Origin of the sequence: Pseudomonas sp. NPDC088890 (assembly GCF_044900155.1) — a bacterium.
Taxonomy (GTDB): domain Bacteria; phylum Pseudomonadota; class Gammaproteobacteria; order Pseudomonadales; family Pseudomonadaceae; genus Aquipseudomonas; species Aquipseudomonas urmiensis.
This window is the reverse complement of record NZ_JBJDNG010000007.1, coordinates 182198-198108: the sequence shown is the minus strand read 5'-3', so window position 1 is coordinate 198108 and position 15911 is coordinate 182198. Positions and strand designations below refer to the sequence as shown.

General features: G+C 62.7%; 19 protein-coding genes. 8 read left to right on the top strand and 11 right to left on the bottom strand.

What is annotated here, in order from left to right:
* Positions 1-64: 64 nt before the first annotated feature.
* Positions 65-1651, bottom strand: coding sequence for an ABC-F family ATPase (locus ACI2JX_RS16800; RefSeq protein WP_186554344.1), 1587 nt, complete (start codon positions 1649-1651; stop codon positions 65-67).
* Between the two features lie 32 nt (positions 1652-1683).
* Positions 1684-2034, bottom strand: a complete 351-nt coding sequence (locus tag ACI2JX_RS16795) for an integrase (protein WP_186554345.1) — start codon at positions 2032-2034, stop codon at positions 1684-1686.
* A gap of 84 nt (positions 2035-2118) precedes the next feature.
* On the opposite strand from ACI2JX_RS16795, the gene ACI2JX_RS16790 reads away from it, so the two are divergent.
* From ACI2JX_RS16790 to ACI2JX_RS16770, 5 genes are all read left to right on the top strand, one after another.
* The gene (locus ACI2JX_RS16790) at positions 2119-2427 is read left to right on the top strand and encodes a hypothetical protein (RefSeq protein ID WP_264232627.1); all 309 of its coding nucleotides are present in this window, start codon (positions 2119-2121) and stop codon (positions 2425-2427) included.
* 252 nt (positions 2428-2679) lie between these two features.
* Positions 2680-3042: a hypothetical protein gene (locus ACI2JX_RS16785; protein ID WP_404690548.1), complete on the top strand. Its 363-nt coding sequence runs from the start codon at positions 2680-2682 to the stop codon at positions 3040-3042.
* A gap of 210 nt (positions 3043-3252) precedes the next feature.
* Positions 3253-3549, top strand: coding sequence for a hypothetical protein (locus ACI2JX_RS16780; RefSeq protein WP_404690547.1), 297 nt, complete (start codon positions 3253-3255; stop codon positions 3547-3549).
* A gap of 106 nt (positions 3550-3655) precedes the next feature.
* Positions 3656-4069, top strand: coding sequence for a hypothetical protein (locus ACI2JX_RS16775; RefSeq protein ID WP_368972355.1), 414 nt, complete (start codon positions 3656-3658; stop codon positions 4067-4069).
* A gap of 80 nt (positions 4070-4149) precedes the next feature.
* Entirely contained in the window at positions 4150-4650 is a 501-nt protein-coding gene (locus ACI2JX_RS16770; RefSeq protein WP_368972354.1) for a methylated-DNA--[protein]-cysteine S-methyltransferase, read from the top strand.
* 28 nt (positions 4651-4678) lie between these two features.
* Here the strand turns inward: ACI2JX_RS16770 and ACI2JX_RS16765 are convergent, their stop codons facing one another.
* From ACI2JX_RS16765 to ACI2JX_RS16755, 3 genes are all read right to left on the bottom strand, one after another.
* The gene (locus ACI2JX_RS16765) at positions 4679-4921 is read right to left on the bottom strand and encodes a hypothetical protein (protein WP_186554351.1); all 243 of its coding nucleotides are present in this window, start codon (positions 4919-4921) and stop codon (positions 4679-4681) included.
* Complete coding sequence (locus ACI2JX_RS16760) at positions 4918-5661, bottom strand: carbon-nitrogen hydrolase family protein (RefSeq protein ID WP_404690546.1); 744 nt, start codon at positions 5659-5661, stop codon at positions 4918-4920. The genes ACI2JX_RS16765 and ACI2JX_RS16760 overlap by 4 nt, the downstream gene beginning before the upstream one ends.
* 118 nt (positions 5662-5779) lie before the next feature.
* On the bottom strand, positions 5780-6295 hold the full coding sequence (locus tag ACI2JX_RS16755) for a DUF3016 domain-containing protein (RefSeq protein ID WP_264232637.1): 516 nt from the start codon (positions 6293-6295) through the stop codon (positions 5780-5782).
* A 78-nt stretch (positions 6296-6373) separates the two neighbouring features.
* Here ACI2JX_RS16755 and ACI2JX_RS16750 point away from each other — a divergent pair, with 78 nt between their 5' ends.
* Complete coding sequence (locus ACI2JX_RS16750; RefSeq protein ID WP_368972351.1) at positions 6374-7069, top strand: metallophosphoesterase; 696 nt, start codon at positions 6374-6376, stop codon at positions 7067-7069.
* On the opposite strand, the gene ACI2JX_RS16745 is transcribed toward ACI2JX_RS16750, so the two are convergent.
* The gene (locus ACI2JX_RS16745; protein WP_264232639.1) at positions 7047-7667 is read right to left on the bottom strand and encodes a LysE family translocator; all 621 of its coding nucleotides are present in this window, start codon (positions 7665-7667) and stop codon (positions 7047-7049) included. The two genes, ACI2JX_RS16750 and ACI2JX_RS16745, sit on opposite strands and share 23 nt — an antisense overlap.
* Before the next feature lie 340 nt (positions 7668-8007).
* Between ACI2JX_RS16745 and ACI2JX_RS16740 the strand changes: the two genes are divergently transcribed.
* Together ACI2JX_RS16740 and ACI2JX_RS16735 are read left to right on the top strand one after the other, a co-directional pair.
* A complete protein-coding gene (locus ACI2JX_RS16740) occupies positions 8008-8484 on the top strand; it encodes a YbjN domain-containing protein (RefSeq protein ID WP_264232641.1) in 477 nt (158 codons plus the stop codon).
* A complete protein-coding gene (locus ACI2JX_RS16735; protein WP_264232643.1) occupies positions 8481-9419 on the top strand; it encodes a peptidylprolyl isomerase in 939 nt (312 codons plus the stop codon). Before ACI2JX_RS16740 ends, ACI2JX_RS16735 begins: the two co-directional genes overlap by 4 nt.
* 96 nt (positions 9420-9515) lie before the next feature.
* On the opposite strand, the gene alkB is transcribed toward ACI2JX_RS16735, so the two are convergent.
* The 5 genes from alkB to ACI2JX_RS16710 form a co-directional block, all read right to left on the bottom strand.
* A complete protein-coding gene (gene alkB, locus ACI2JX_RS16730; protein ID WP_404690545.1) occupies positions 9516-10160 on the bottom strand; it encodes a DNA oxidative demethylase AlkB in 645 nt (214 codons plus the stop codon).
* Between the two features lie 123 nt (positions 10161-10283).
* A complete protein-coding gene (locus ACI2JX_RS16725) occupies positions 10284-11729 on the bottom strand; it encodes a curlin (protein WP_392467182.1) in 1446 nt (481 codons plus the stop codon).
* 16 nt (positions 11730-11745) lie between these two features.
* Positions 11746-12219 carry a curlin gene (locus tag ACI2JX_RS16720; RefSeq protein WP_368972346.1) on the bottom strand — a complete coding sequence of 158 codons (474 nt, stop codon included), beginning with the start codon at positions 12217-12219 and terminating at the stop codon, positions 11746-11748.
* 20 nt (positions 12220-12239) lie between these two features.
* Positions 12240-14471: an Ig-like domain-containing protein gene (locus tag ACI2JX_RS16715; protein WP_404690544.1), complete on the bottom strand. Its 2232-nt coding sequence runs from the start codon at positions 14469-14471 to the stop codon at positions 12240-12242.
* 32 nt (positions 14472-14503) lie between these two features.
* Positions 14504-15850, bottom strand: coding sequence for a hypothetical protein (locus ACI2JX_RS16710; protein WP_404690543.1), 1347 nt, complete (start codon positions 15848-15850; stop codon positions 14504-14506).
* Between the last annotated feature and the right edge of the window lie 61 nt (positions 15851-15911).

The following is a 15911-nucleotide window of genomic DNA, read 5'->3' as shown; positions in this document are numbered from 1 at the left end:
CCCCACGCACTGCGTGAGGGCCGGCTTGCCCCGCGATTGCTGGCTACTGAGTCAGTCGCTCAGCTCAGACCACCACGCCCTGGCTACGCAGGTAGTCGTCATAGGTGCCGCTGAAGTCGACCACGCCCTCAGGCGTCAGCTCGATGATCCGCGTAGCCAACGACGACACGAACTCGCGGTCATGGCTGACGAACAGCAGGGTGCCTGGGTAGTTTTCCAGCGCCAGGTTCAGCGCCTCGATCGATTCCATGTCCAGGTGGTTGGTCGGTTCGTCCATCACCAGTACGTTCGGCTTTTGCAGGATCAGCTTGCCGAACAGCATCCGGCCTTGCTCACCACCGGAAATCACCTTGACCGACTTGAGGATCTCGTCGTTGGAGAACAGCATCCGGCCCAAGGTGCCACGGATCATCTGCTCGCCCTGGGTCCACTGGCCCATCCACTCGAACAGGTTGACGTCATCTTCGAAGTCGTGGGCGTGGTCCTGGGCGTAGTAGCCCACTTCGGCGCTATCGGTCCACTTGACCGCACCCGCGTCTGGCTGCACTTCACCGACCATGGTGCGCAGCAGGGTGGTCTTGCCGATACCGTTAGGGCCGATGATGGCGACGCGCTCACCGGCTTCGACGGTGAAGCTGAAGTCCTTGAACAGCACTTTGTCGTCGAATGCCTTGGCCATCTTCTCGATGGTCACCGCCTGACGGTGCAGCTTCTTGTTCTGCTCGAAGCGGATGAACGGGCTGACCCGGCTCGATGGCTTGACCTCGGCCAGCTGGATCTTGTCGATCTGCTTGGCCCGCGAGGTGGCCTGCTTGGCCTTGGAGGCGTTGGCCGAGAAGCGGCTGACGAAGGTCTGCAGCTCGGCGATTTGCGCCTTTTTCTTGGCGTTGTCGGCCAAAAGTTGCTCGCGCGACTGGGTTGCAGCAGTCATGTACTCGTCATAGTTGCCCGGGAACAGGCGCAGCTCGCCGTAGTCCAGGTCAGCCATGTGGGTGCACACGCTGTTGAGGAAGTGCCGGTCGTGGGAAATGATGATCATGGTGCTGTTACGCGCCGTGAGAATGGTTTCCAGCCAGCGGATGGTGTTGATGTCCAGGTGGTTGGTCGGCTCGTCGAGCAGCAGCACGTCCGGATCCGAGAACAACGCCTGGGCCAGCAGCACGCGCAGTTTCCAGCCCGGCGCGACTTCGCTCATCGGGCCGTAGTGCTGTTCCAGGGGAATACCCAGGCCCAGCAGCAGTTCGCCGGCGCGCGAGTCGGCGGTGTAGCCGTCCATTTCGGCGAACTCGGTTTCCAGTTCAGCGACGGCCATGCCGTCTTCTTCGCTCATCTCAGGCAGCGAGTAGATACGATCACGCTCGGCCTTGACCTTGAACAGCTGCTCATGGCCCATGATCACGGTGTCGATCACAGTGAAGTCTTCGTAGGCGAACTGGTCCTGGCGCAGCTTACCCAGGCGGGTGTTCGGCTCAAGCATCACCTGGCCGCCAGACGGCTCCAGATCGCCGCCGAGGATCTTCATGAAGGTCGACTTGCCGCAACCGTTGGCGCCGATCAGGCCGTAGCGGTTGCCGTTGTTGAATTTGACCGAGACGTTCTCGAACAGCGGCTTGGCGCCGAATTGCATGGTGATGTTAGCGGTAGAAATCAAGTGCTTGTCCTGCGGGGATTCCAGAGGTGTATTTAGGCCCTGTCGTCAGTCTTGGGCCAATTTTGGGCCAATTCGACGCGGGGCGGCAGCTTCTCCAGCTCCCTCCAGTCCGAGGAGGAGCTGATCCATTTCGCGTAGGTAGAGAGCAACATCTCGACGCTGTGGCCAAGCTGGCTCGCGATGAACGCGGGGTTCATCCCAGGCATCAGGCACATGGTTGCGTAGGTGTGGCGGGTGTCGTACTGACGGCGTTCACGGATGTTCAGCGCCTTCAGCGCCGATTTGAAGTGGCGGATTGTAACACTTGGCTCGTTGATCCACAGCCCACCTTTGCCAGGTTGGAACACGAAGCGACTAGTCGGGTGGGCCGACTTGGACGCCATGCGACGAAGGGTAGCCTATCGAATCGTGGCGATTGATTGGCGCCACTCATTTGATATCGTTGGGTTCCGCTTACAGGAGGTTCTATGTCAGGAAAGTTTGTCACGCGCTGGTTCTACGCATCACTGGAATCAGGAACCAAGCCTGCCGGGCTCTTCGGGAACAAGGTCGAAGTTGTTCACAATCAGAAGGTCGTGGATTTTGATGAGTACGCGGCGCACTTACAAAAAATGTACGAAGACTTCGATCACGCCGGCTACGACGTTATCAACGTGGTACCGATTGCGATGGGGCAGTCCGAGTCATGCACACAAACGACCGGCAATTACGTAGGGGATGTCGGATTCTCGATCACCCGCGGCGCGGTAGTCGTTGGCAAGCGCCGAGATTCCTAGGCAACACTCGCGAGTTCCGATACCGTCCGCCGCCATGGATCATTGGCTCGCGCCAGTGCTGCCATCGGCGGCGGGCTAACGCTGTTGCCACACGTACGCACCTGCTCGGTCTTGGTGAACGGCGGTCAGCAGCCGTTCTCCACTTATCTCTTTGTCGCTCTCCTTCGTCTACCCAGCCTGTCTGTATCAAGACTTTACTGAGACGGCCAGGCTGCTAAAATACCGGCCCTTTGAAACCTTGAGACGGATCTTATGCGCAACGTTCTTGCTATGTCCTTTGGCGGTCTGACGCCAAGCTATTACGCTCGTCAATTGTTTTTCGGCGCACTCTTCGCGGCCTTTTTCATTTACATGAAGTCACGTGCTCCCCTCGGGCTTGACTTCGCCACCGTTGCCATTTCCGTGGTGAGCACATTGCTCTATCCCTACTCAAGGTTCGTGTACGAGAGCGCGGTGGGTTTCATCATGGGGCGCAACGTATTCTTCGTGAACGCGTTGTTCATGCTGGCTGTCAAGTTCTTCACGATGTTCGTATGCTGGTTCCTGGCGATCTTTATCGCCCCGCTTGGACTGCTGTACCTCTATTGGCACCACAGTCGCCAGCCGTCCAACTAAATCTTCGCAGCCCGGCTATCGAGTCGGGCCTGCTCGTTTTTCAGCCCTGGCAAGTGCCGGGGCTTTTTTATGCAACAGTGCCTAGGGCCGAGCTCAGTCGCAGCGTCATCGCGCTGATCGGCTTGGTTGCTATCAGTGGCTGGGATTGGCGCGTTGTCCTTAGGTGGGCTATTGCTGAAACGTCGGCACTGGAGCGAATCAGGAGGTTGTATGAGGCAGGTTCTGTTGGGGGCACTGCTGGCTTGCCTAGCCGGGCTGGCCCAGGCGCAGATTCCACTGGTCAACGCCACATGCCCTGGCGACATCGAAGTGCACGCCGATGAAGGCGGGCCGATCTACATCAATGGTAAGGAGGCCAAGCTGAAGAAGTTCAACGACAACTATTTCGAGGCCAAGGGCAGTGGTGTGACTATTTCCCTGACCGTCAGCCCCGATGGCTCGCCGAGCGTCTCCTACACCGGTAAAGGTGGCGCCAACGGTGTGTGTGAGTTGACTGAAGAGGATTGATCGCGCATACGCCTAGCCACCTCCCCAGGTGGCTGTGCTGGCAGCTAGCAGCTACAGTGCAGGCCAGGGCAGGAAACGCCCAAGTCACGAACATGGAGGTGGTGGGGTGGTTGCGAAGCTCTTGGTGACCGTTGGCATAGTCTTCTACGCCGTCATCGTGCCGATTCTCGAGGTCAATGACAGCCATGTCTTCAATCAGGCGTGGGCGCCGCATGCACGCCTGCACGAGACCTGGCAATTGTTCACCAATACCGCGCTTGGGGTGTTCAGCGTCTGGCTGGTCTGGGTCAAGGACAATCTGCGCTTGGCCAGCCTGCTGACCGCTTTCGTCACCGGCGGCTTCTTGATGGCGTACTGGTTGCGCGATGGCTATGGCGGCTCGATGGTGCTCTCGGATGGCTCAGAGAAGATGATCCTGGGGGTTAACCTGGGGCTTTTTGCCTACACCCTGGCGATCGCGCTGGTGGGTATCGCGTTGTGGCTTGAGCGGCGCAAGCGAGATTCGGGTGCTGAAACCTGAGCGCTGCTCAGCTGCCCAGGTGCCGTTGCAGGCATTTGCGGGTAAAGTTCGCTGAACACCTTGTTACCCAGGTATTGGCTATGTCTTGCGCATTCACCCTCATGCAATCGCCGGTGGGCACCTTGACCCTGGTTGCGCGGGGTAATCGGCTGGCTGCGGTGTTATGGCAGGAGGAGCGGGAGAATCGCGTGCGTCTGGGCGAGCTGCAGCGCGATGACGAGCATCCGCTGTTGCGAGAGACTGCATGTCAGCTGGGTGAGTATTTTGCCGGGCAGCGGCAGCGCTTCGAGCTGGATTTGGACTTTGTCGGCACCGAATTCCAGCGCCAGGTGTGGGCGGCGCTGCTGACCATTCCGTTCGGCGAAACCCGCAGCTACAGCGAGATCGCCCGACAGATCGGCAACCCCAGTGCTGTCCGTGCGGTCGGCGCGGCCAATGGCCGTAACCCTATTTCGATCATCGCCCCTTGCCATCGGGTGATCGGCGCCTCAGGCAGCCTGACTGGCTTTGCCGGTGGCCTGCCGGCCAAGCAACTGCTGCTGGCCCTGGAGGGGCGGCAAAGCCTGGCGCTGGATTTCTGATCCGCCAGCGCGGGGCACGGCCAAGCCCTCAACTAAGCCAATAGGCCAACAGGCAAATCACCAGTGCCAGGGCGCTACCAGCCATCAGGCTGTATTGGCGATGGGCGCGCCGGGCATGCTGCTCGACTTCGCGCAAGTATTGGCCAGGCGTTGGCGCATCCGGCCGATGGCGCAGCCCTTGGGCAATATCGGCAAGTTGGCCGCGAATCAGCAGGCCCACCAGCCAGTAGCTGCAGGTGTAGCTGGCCAGGATCAGCAACAGGTATCTCATGCCCCCAACTCGGCCAATGGCACGGCCTGGGCCTTGCCCGTGAGGGTGTCGAGCACGATCAGTCCTGGCGACACGTCATCCAGGGTGGCCAGCAGGTTGCCTTGTGCATCCCAGGCAGCCGATCCGCCCGCGCCGACAAAGGTATCGGCAGGGCCTATGCAGTTGGCCAGCACTACCGGCATGGCGAAACGCCGGGCGACTTCGGGGTAGTGTTGGTAGCCTTCCTTTATGCCTTTGGCAGTCTTGGCCACGCTGACCAGGTAAAGCTCGGCGCCAAGTTGACACACCTGCTGTGCGTGCTCGAAGAACATCGATTCATAACAGATCGCCGGCGCCAGCCGAAGGTCGTCAACAGCAATCAGCAGTGGTTGATCGCCTGCGACGAAGAACGGCAGCTCATCGGCATGCAAGCGTTGCTTGGCATACCCCAGGCGAGGTTGACCAGGGCGCAGTACAGCCATAGCGATTTGCACGCCCGCCGCTGTCGCCAGCGGTAGCCCGAACGCGATGACCACCCCGTGGCGGTCGCTCACCACCTGCAAGGGGTCGACTAGCGTCGTGTCCAGCGGCTGGGCCAGCTCGCGGGCCAGGCTCGGCTCATAGCCGCTCAGGGACAGTTCAGGAAACACCACCACCTGCCCGCCATGGCGCACGGCCTGCTCGACGCAATGGACATGGCGTAGGAGATTAGCTTGCAGGTCGCCCTTATCAGAGGCAAGTTGGACAGCGCACAGCTTCATTTTGGATCCATCCTGGCGACGGCTGAGCGCCGAGGATACTATCGCCCACAGCCTACACACCAGTGCAAGCAGGTCAATTCCACGCATAGAAGATCAACATGAGCCAATTGCTAGTCACTCAAGAGGTCGGCTTGGGCGCAAAGCGCTGGCGGAACCAGTCATCGAGCATGGCTTTTTCAGCAAACAAGCGGTCGCTGCTGCTGACCTGGCGGCCCGGACGACTCAAGTACATCTTGTCGCTGACTCGCTCTTGGGCCTGTTGATCGGGTTTTCCCGGTTGGCTCAAGGTGTAGTTCAGCTCGATGGTCGGCCAAGTGATCTCGCGCATGAAGCGCACATCGTAGGCGTAGCTGTTCCATGGCTCGTAGCGACCCGCCAGGTCGATGTCGCGGATGTCGATGCGCAGCTGCTGACCGGGTTGCAGGTAGCGTTGACCGAGTTGTTGCAGATGAGCGCTGAGCGCCTTCATCACCTGCTCATCGGCGCCACGCTCGTAGCCTTGGCTGTTGAGGCTGGCATCGCGGAATTTTTCCGGGTGATCGAAACGCACCTCGACCTGCGCGGTCGGGGTGCCTTGTGCCATGCTGTCGAATGCCAGCACCATCAGTACGGCACAGGCGAGTACAGAACGCATGATGCACCTCCGGTTTTGCTGACTGGGTGTACTTTCATTCTACGCCTGGCGTTGGCGCAGTAGCAGAGGAACCATGCCATGATGCTTTTTCGCCGGCTAGCAGCCAATCGCAAAGGGCGCGACCTGGCCGTGGGGGATATCCACGGGCACTTCGCGCGCTTGCAGCGATGCCTGGATGCGGTCGGTTTCGACCCGCTAGTCGACCGCCTGTTCAGTGTCGGCGACCTGGTCGATCGCGGGCCGCACAGTGAACAGGCGCTGCACTGGTTAGCCCAGCCCTGGTTTCATCCGGTGCAGGGCAACCACGAAGCCTTGGCCGTTACCTATCTGCGCGGTGGGCGCTTGGATCTGGACATGTACCGCGCTGCCGGCGGTGGCTGGTTTCTCGATCTGCCCAGCAGCGAGCAGCTGCGCTTTGTCGAGGTGTTCGCCAATCTGCCGCTGGCCCTGGAGGTACCGACCGAGGCGGGCTTGATCGGCCTGCTGCATGCCGACAGCCCGTTCGCCGACTGGCCGACCCTGCGTAGGCGGCTTCAGGCCGAGGATGACCCGCAGGTGCGCGAAGTCTGCCAATGGTCGCGACGTCGGCTCAAGGAGGGCGACACGCAGCGCGTGCAAGGCCTGGCAGCGCTGCTGGTCGGCCACACCCCGGTGCTGCAGGTCAAACAGTTGGGCAATGTCTGGCATCTGGACACCGGGGGCTGGAGCAGCGGCCACTTCAGCCTGCTGGACATGCACCGGCTGGTGTTGCTCAGCCCAGCGCCAGGTGAATGAGTACGGCGCTGGCCAGCAGGATCAGCATGATCCCCGAGGCGCGCTCGAGCCAGGGCAGGGCGCGACTGAAGCGGCGCAGTACCCGGCGATTGCCGATGCTCACTGCTACCAGCAGGTCCCACAGCAAGACAATGGCGAACATCCAGCAGGCGTAGGCGATTCTCCAGCCTGCGCTGCTGCTGGCCAGCATGCTCGCCAGGCTTGCGTAGAACAGCGCGTTCTTCGGGTTGAGAATGCCCGAGGCAAAGCCCATTGCCAGGCTTGCCAACCAGCCCTGGGTCGCCCGCGCTGCGCTGGCTTGAAGGTTATCCAGGGCGTTCTGCCCGGCATGGCGCAGGAACAATCTGCCGATGTACAACAGATAGGCGCAGCCAGCCAACTGCAGGGCCATGAACAGCGCACTGCCTTCGCGCAGTATCGCTACCCCAGCGAAGGCGGCGCCGATGAACACGCCATTGGCCAGCGCGATGCCCAGGCAAGCACCGCTGGCCACCCGCCAGCCAGCGCTGGCTGAGGTACGTGCTACCAGGAAGAAGTCCGGGCCGGGTGAGAGCAGGGCGAGAAAGTGGGCGGCGGCGACAATCAGAAATTGCTCCATGGACTAGGGTGGCTCCGGTGGCGAAAGCCCTAGTCTCAAGCGCCATCGCTTGGGCGTATTGAAGAATATTGCACGCGGATGCCAGGCGCTGCGACGCAAAGCCTTTACTCCAAGCGGGCTGGCCTCATCGCGGGGCAAGCCCGCTCCCACGCCAGTCGGTGTTCGGCTTTGCCCCGCGATGAGGCCGGCCTGGTCGATAGAGAAACCGTTGTCGATCAGCAAGGGATTATTCCCAAGGTAGTAAGGCCGGTGCTGGGTGCAACAGCTACGCTAGAGCGCATTGCCCAGGTAGCGGGCAATTTCTGAGCTGTGCATTGCCTCATCACAAGGAAGACGACACATGACCGAAGTCACCCTGATCGAAACCGTTAGCGCCGACTCCCTCACCCAGTTGCTGCAAGATGCCGGTTGCCGGGTCAACCGCAGCGAGCAGAACGCGGTGGTGCAGTTGCTCAGTGCCAGCCAGGGCGTGGGCTATGCCGTGCGGTTTGGTAATCGTGCGCCGAACAAGGAGGGCGAGTTCCTCGATTTCACCTTCAGCTGCGCCTTGCGTATCCAGGGTGAGCTGCCCGCGGGCCTGGCCGAGCGCTGGAACGCCAGCCGCCGGTTTGCCCGGTTGTCGGTGCAGGGCGAGTTCCTGGTGATGGAGATGGATGTGGTGGTCGCCGACGGGGTCAGCGAGAAACACCTGCTGGGCAGCCTGCTGCTGTGGGATCGCCTGCTGCAAGAGTTCATCGTCTACCTGCGTGATTACAGCCGCAACCTGGCCGACCAGGCGCCAAGCGAGGCAGCCACTGCAACGGCGCGCGCCTCTTGAGCGCGCGTACCCTGTGGGCCGGCGCCGGGGCGCTGGCCGTGATCGCTGTGGCAGTGACCTTGGCGCTACGCCCGGGGGATGAGCCAGTGGCAGCGGCGCGTACTGCGCCGGCTGCCGACAGCGGGCCGACCTTGGCGCGGCTGGGCGATCAACACGTGGGCAGTGATGAACTCAAGGCACTGCTGGCACTGTTGCCTGAGGATGCGCGCAACCAGTTGCGCAACGATCGGCCAGCATTGGAAGCCTGGATTCGTGCACGCCTGGCGGAGAAGGCGCTGTTCCAGCAGGCACAAACCCAGGGCTGGCCGCAACGGCCTGAGATCTTGACACAGACCCGCGCGGCGACCGAGCAAATCGTCTTGCGCGACTACCTGAGCTCGGTCAGCAAGGTGCCCGACGATTACCCCAGTGACGCGCAGTTGCAGCAGGCCTACGACAATGGCAAGGCGGGCTTGCAATTACCTGTGCGTTATCGCCTGAGCCAGATCTTCCTGCGGGTGGAGAACCCCAAGGATGACGAGGCAGTACGCAAGCAGGCCCAGGCACTGGCCAAGCAGGCGCAAGCCAGCGACGCTGACTTTGCCGCACTGGCGCGTGAGCACTCGCAGGATGAAGGCACCGCGGCGCAAGGCGGCGATACCGGGTTGCAGCCTTTAGCGGGGTTGTTACCGGAGGTGCGCGGGGTGGTGCCCAAACTCAAGCAGGGTAGTGTCAGCGAGCCGGTGCAAAGTGCTGCGGGCTATCACATCATCAAGCTGGTCAGCCAGGAGCCGGCGCGCACGGCAACGTTGGAAGAAGTTGCCCCGCGTTTGCGCGAGGTGTTGCGTGCCCAGCGTCAGGAGCAGTTGGCCAAGGCCTATGTCGAGGGCATGTTCGACAGCGCGACGTTGAGTATCGATGGCGCGGCGTTGAACAAGGTGGTTGAAGGTAGCTGATCGAGGTTGCAGTTGCTGAGCTCACAGGATCACTCGCCATTCGGGCCGCACAGCGGCCCCAAAACAGACGACGCCGGTCTTAAGTGAGCAGCGATATCACCCCGCCTTACGCAAAGTCAGGTTGATCCGCCGCTCACCCAGGCGTTCATGCACGCCGGGCTTGATGGGCAATACACCATGAAAGCGCAATCGATCCTCGCCACCCCAGACCAGCACATCGCCATGGTTCAGGGCAATGCGCTGGGTTCGATCGGCGCGCTGTAGCCCGCCAAACAGAAATACCGCCGGCAAGCCCAGGCTGACTGACACGATGGGCTGACCGAAGTCGTGCTCGTCTCGGTCCTGGTGCAGGCTCAAACGCGTCCCGGGCAAATAGTGGTTGACCAAGCACGCGTCGGGCACGAAGTCGTCGAACCCTGCTTCACTGGCGGCCCGGGCTGCCAGCGCCAACAAAACCTGGGGCAGGGTGGGCCAGGGTTTGCCGCTGACAGGGTCTATTGGGCTGTAGCGATAGCCGCGCTGATCACTGACCCAACCCAAGCTGCCACAGTTGCTCAGACCCACCGCCATGCGCAAGCCACCCGGTGTGTGCATGTGGCGAAACGGTGCGGCGCGCAGCACCGGGCGCAGGGCATCGAGCAGCGCCTCGACGTCGCCCAGGGCGAAACCTGGCAACAGCACGGTGTGACTGGCCAGGCGCTGCGGCTGCGGGCCGAATAGGTCGAGGTCGGACTGAATCATGCCGGTGGCTTCGGGTGGAAGTAGGCGCATTGTATCGCTGTCGGCCAATCACCACAGCGCCAGAAGCGATAAAAAGGAACCGCGGCGCCAGGGAGTGAGCGCCACGGTCCAAGGGGGGAGGGATTACTGCTGGTTGACGGTCGCCAGGTTGGCGTTGCCGAATTGGGTGATGGTGGCGCTCTGGTTGGCGCCGCTCTGGTCGACGAATGCCTGGTTGGCATTGCCGCCTTGGGTCACGTAGGCGACGTTGAAGCTGTCGGTCTGTTTGAGGGTGGCCTCGTTGCCGCTGCCATACAGCTGGTTGGTATAGCTCTGGTTGTTGTAGCCCGATTGCTCCAGGGTGATGGTATTACCGGTGCCAGCGGAAAGGCCGGTGGCGTAGTTGTCGGTTCCGCGCTGGTCGGCGATCAGCAGGTTGTCGGTGCCGTTCTGTTCGAAGTACAGCTCGTTGTTGCTGTCGACCTGATTGGTTTGCATCTCGTTGCCCACGCCTTTCTGGTTGAGGCGGGCGAGCTGGTTGGCGCCGTCCTGGGTCAGGTTGACGCTGTTGAGCGAGCCGTTCTGGTTGATTTCGGCGCGTTGCGCCGTACCAAACTGGCCCCCGGCTTTGTCACCCTTCCAGTTGCTGGCCATGATCTTGTTGCCATTGCCGGTGGTGGTGATGCTCAGGTTGTGGTTGTCGCCGGTCTGGTAGGTGAAGTGCAGGTTGTTGTTGCCGTTCTGCGAAATACTGGTGACCGAGTTGTTGGTCTCGAACTGATCGGACCAGCTGGCGTTGGCGGTGCCGCTCTGGCTCAGGCTGGCCAGGTTGGCTTCGCCGAAGCTCTGGTCGATGTAGCCTTCGTTGCGCTCGCCGCTCTGGTTGACGCTGGCCTGGCTGTCGGTCTGATTGCCTTGCCAGACCTCCACCGAGTTGCCGTCGCCATGCTGGTTGATGCCGATGACCCCGGCAAAACCATCACGCTGGTCGCCGTAGGCCCAGTTGCCCTTGCCCTCTTGGAAGATCTGGATATTACCGTCCTGATGATAGAGGTGCTCTGCGGCGGCAAAGTTGTCGGTACCGCCTTGCATGATCAGTGCACTGTTGTTGGTGCCACCGAACATTTGCTCTACCACCGCCTCGTTACGGTCGCCCCACTGCATGGTGGTGGCGTGGCTGCCCACTTGGGTGTCCTGGAACACGATCGATTTGTTGGCACTGCCTTGTTGGGTCTGCAAGGACTGGTTGCTTTCACCTACAGACTGACTGGACAAACTGTCGTTGAGGCTGCCGCCCGATTGCTGGGTGATCTGGCTGCCTTGCTCGAACAGTTGCTCACCGTAGCCGGCGTTCTTCGAGCCGGTGGCGCTCTGGTTGATGTGGCTGGTGCTGTTGTCCTGCACGGCCACGTGGTAGTGGCCTTGGCCAGTCTGGTTCTGGGTTGCCGAGGCGAACGACGACTGGGTCTGCTTGACTTCAGCGCTATTGTCGGCGCCGAGCTGGTTTTGCGTCGAGGTGCTGTCGTCGGCCATGACCTGGCCGGCCAGGGTCAGGACTATCGCGGCGCTTAAAGGTGCGAGCTTGAACATGGTGGTGCCTCCAGGTCTATCGATATTGGGTGATCTGTACGTGTTGGCCATTGCCGGCCTGGGTCACGGCGCTGGTCAGCCCCGTGCCGGCCTGCTCGATGCTGGCGCTGTTGTTGTTGCCGATCTGCTCGATCGCAGCACTGTTGCTGTTGCCGCTCTGGCGGATCGAGGCGGAGTTGCCGTAACCCTGCTGGCTGATCGAGGCCATCAGGTCGTTGCCGTCTTGCAGGATGTACGCCTCCTGCGCGCCCCCGGCCTGGACGATCCGGCCCAGCAGGGCCTGGCCGTTCTGGTCGAGGGCGGCGCGGTTGCCCGTGCCTTGCTGCTCGATGATTGCTGCCTGGCCCGAACCTGCCGGTAGCAGGCGCACGATCAGCGGTTCGCCAAGGTCGTTGCCGGCGGCAAGGTCGGCGTTGTCCATCAGGTCGTCGGCCCAGGCAGCCTGGCCACTCAGGGCCAGGCACAGCAGCAGCGGGTACAGGCGGTTCATGGCGTTCTCCTTGGCAGCTGTTACTGCACGACCACTGGCACGGTGCGGGTGGTGCCTTGGCTACTGCGCACGGTGGCCGATGGCGTGGCCGTTGGGATCACCGTGGTGCTGTTGCTCACCGCCAGGCGCCAGCGACCGGTCACCGGTACGGTGGTGGTGCCCAGGGTCACCAGGCCGCTCGGCGTGGTCACCTGCACGGTGATGGTGTTGCCGGTGGTCACCGACGAGGTGCCGCTGATGTCCCAGTTGTAACGGTTGTTGGAGCGCGCCGAGACCGTGGCGGCGGTTACCGCGAAGTTCTCTGCGACTGGGCGTGGCGACACCTGTACCGTGACCGTGCCTGGACTGGACAACGCCCCTACCGCGTCACGCACCACGTAGGTGAAGGTCGTGGTGAAGGCCGTGGTGACGGTGGTTGGCGGGGTATAGGTGACCGTCGTGCCATCGGTGGTCACGGTGCCCCGACCAGGTGCTGGTTGGCCGACGCTGGCGACGGTCAATGGCAGGTTGCCTTCCAGGTCGGTGTCGTTGGTCAACACGTTGATGGTCAGCGGTACGCCCAGGGTAGTAACGGTTTCGGCAACCGCAGTGGGTGGCTGGTTGGGCGCGACGTTGATGGTCACCGTGGTCAGCTCCGATTTCAGGCCTTTGCTGTCCTGGGCGCGGTAGCTGAAGGTGGCCACCAGCGGCGAGGCGGCGCCGGGCGGTGGGGTGTAGGTGATCGCGGTCGTGCCGTTGAGCACCACTGAGCCCAGGCCGGTGCCCGGTTGGGTCAGATCGGTGATCGCCAGGGGCACGTTGAGGTCTGGGTCGCTGTCGTTGGCCAGCAGGTTCAGGGTCAGCGGCACGCCGACACTGGTACTGCCACTGTCGGCCTGGGCCAGCGGTGGTTGGTTCTCGGCTTCGACTGGCGCGCTGCCGACCACGATCACCGGCTCGACATCGCTGCCGCCGTGGGCGGACTTGACGGTGACCGTTGCTGGAGGTTGGGTCAGGCCATTGACCGTCAGGCTTTGCAGCGTGCCGGATTTGGACATGCGCCCGTAGCCTTGGGCGACCAGGTCAGGCACCTGCACTTCATCGCTGGAGCTGGCCTCGATCAGCAGGCGTTTGTTGGCCCAGTCATAGCGTGCGGTGCGCACCTTGACCACGTCGGTGAGTTTGCTCGACAGCGAAGTCGGGCGGGTGGCGCCGGTCGCGCTGCTGGCGGTGACCACCACCACTGGCGGCGGTGCGGCCTGGGTCAATTGCTGGTTGAAGAACAGCCCGTTGTTGTCGGCCAACATGCTGAATTGGCAAGGGGAGGGCGGTGAGCCGACCAGCGCCAGGCCATTGCGCAGGCACAGGCTGGCGCTGTTCGGCGCCTTGGCGAAGACCTCGACGCGGGTACCGGCGCTGTTGCGCTGGTAGGTGGCGCGTTGCAGCTGCGCCGGGGTTTGCTCACGCGGGTCGAGCACCTTGCCGGAGACGCTGAAGAGGTTGGTTTCGATCTGCCCAGGAGGGCCCTCGATGCGCACGAAGTTGGTATTGAACGGGCTGCCGACCACCGCCTCGGTGAGGTTGGGATCGCCGATGAAGGTCTCGATGGCGCTGGTGTCCGGGTTGACCTCGGTCACCAGGCCGGCGGCGCGCTGCAGGAACGGCCCGATGTTGCCGTTGAGTGCACCGGTAAAGTTGCCTGGGGCGCCGATGCCGATGTCGCGGGTGATGTTGATCGCACGCCGTCCACCTGCCGCGACCGTGACCCTCTCGACCCCGTAGGGGTGGGTGATGGTGTAGGTGCCGGCAGTGGGTACCGAGGCGCGGATGCGGACGCGGGCGAAGCTCTGCTGGTCGCCATCGACCGGGTTCTCCGAGGCGAATGCCGCCTCGATACCGGCCACATAGACTTCCAGCTCGTAGCCGCTATTACCCACTTGCGGTATCGAGGTCTCGGCCAGGAACCAGAACATTTCTGGCGGCCAGTTATCCGGGAACACCAGTGGCAGGGCATCGTCATAGATGCCTGGCTCTGGCAGCAGGGTGCACATGTAGGCAGGTGCGCCAGGCGCACCGGGTGCCCGCGAGCTGGTAGCGCGCGACTGGCACAGCTCAAGGGCCAGGTCGTTGGCGTCCTTGTACCACATCGGGTAGCGCCCGGTGGCCAAGGTATAGGGACCAGGATCGACTTCGCTGAGCGCGGCCCAGGCAACGCTGCTCAGGGTAAAGGAGAGCCCGGCTGCGTACAGCGTGCGGCGTGACCATGTGTTCATGATGCCTCCTTGGAGGTACGGCCGTTGTCTGTTCATGGCACCAGCACCACGTCTTCGCTGTCGCTGCCGCCATGGGCGCTGGTCACTGTGACCGAGGCCGGCGGGATCGGCGAGAGCCCGGTGGTCAATGTTTTCACTGCACCATTGCCGGCGAGGCTGCCGATCAGCGCGCCATTGAGGGTGCTGGCGGTCATCGCCGGCGGCGAGGTTTCATCGCTGCTGCTGGCGACCAGGGTCAGCTGGCCGCTGGCCAGGCTGTATTCCGCGCGGCTGATGGTCACCAGGTCAGTCAGCGCCAGGCTGGCGTTGGTTGGCGTGCTGCTGGCGATGGCCACGCTGTTGTCGGCATTGACTACCAAGGTGGTGGGCAGGGTCGGGTTGAGGGCCGACTGCGCGTACCAGGCGCCGGTGCCATTGGCCTCGGTCAGCGATTGGCTCGGGCTTTGGCTGGTCAGGCTGACCGTGGCCGGTGGCGGTGGGGCCATGACGAACACGTCCTGCTGCGCGCGCAGGTCGCCATTGTCGGTGTGCCGCGAGTAGGTGCTGCGCAAAGGAATCAGCGGGGTGGGGCGCTCGACCGTGGACAGTTTGCCGGAGATCGAGAACAGCTCGGTGCGCAGGTCGATGCCATTGGGGCCTTCGATGCGCACGAAGTTGGTGTTGAACGGGCTGCCGGTCACGGCTTCTTCCAGGTTCGGATCGCCAATGTAGCGTTCGCTGGCGCCGGTCAGCGGGTTGGTCTCGGTGTAGGGGCCGTTGACACTGCGCAGGAACGGCCCGACGTCGCCCTTGAGTGCGCCGCTGAAGTCGCCGGCGCCGGCAATGCCGATGTCGCGAGTCATGTTGATCGCGCGCCGGCCGGCAGCAGGCACGTCGAATACGTCGACGCCATAGGGGTGGGTGACGATGTAGGTGCCGGCCACCGGTACATCGACGCGGATCCGCACCCGGGCGAAGCTGACCTGGTCGCCTTCGATCGGTTCTTCGGCGGCGAACGCCGCCTCGATAGCCGTGCCGAAGCTCAGGTCGATGCCACGGGCAGCGTCGACGATGGCCGCATCGGCGGTAAACCAGAAGGTCTCGTCGGGGAAGTTGCTGGGAAACACGATTGGCTGGGTGTCGTCGAACACCCCGGGGGTCGGCAGCAGCGTACACATGTACGACGGTGCGCCGGGGGCGCCTGCTACCCGCGAGCTGACCGCCTTGGACAGGCACAGGTCGAGCGTGCGCCCGTGGCTGTCCTGGTACCACGAGGCGAATCCGCCGGTTTCGGGATGATAAGGCCCAGGGTCGACTGCATAGAGTGCAGCTTGGGCCGGAAGCTGGAGCATGCCGGCGAGGATCGCCACTGCCAGCGGGTGGGGTATCGGTCGGTGCATGAGTCAATCCCTCCTGCAAACGGGCCCAAGGGGTTGGGGCGTCTGAGGGGGTATGGGCAAC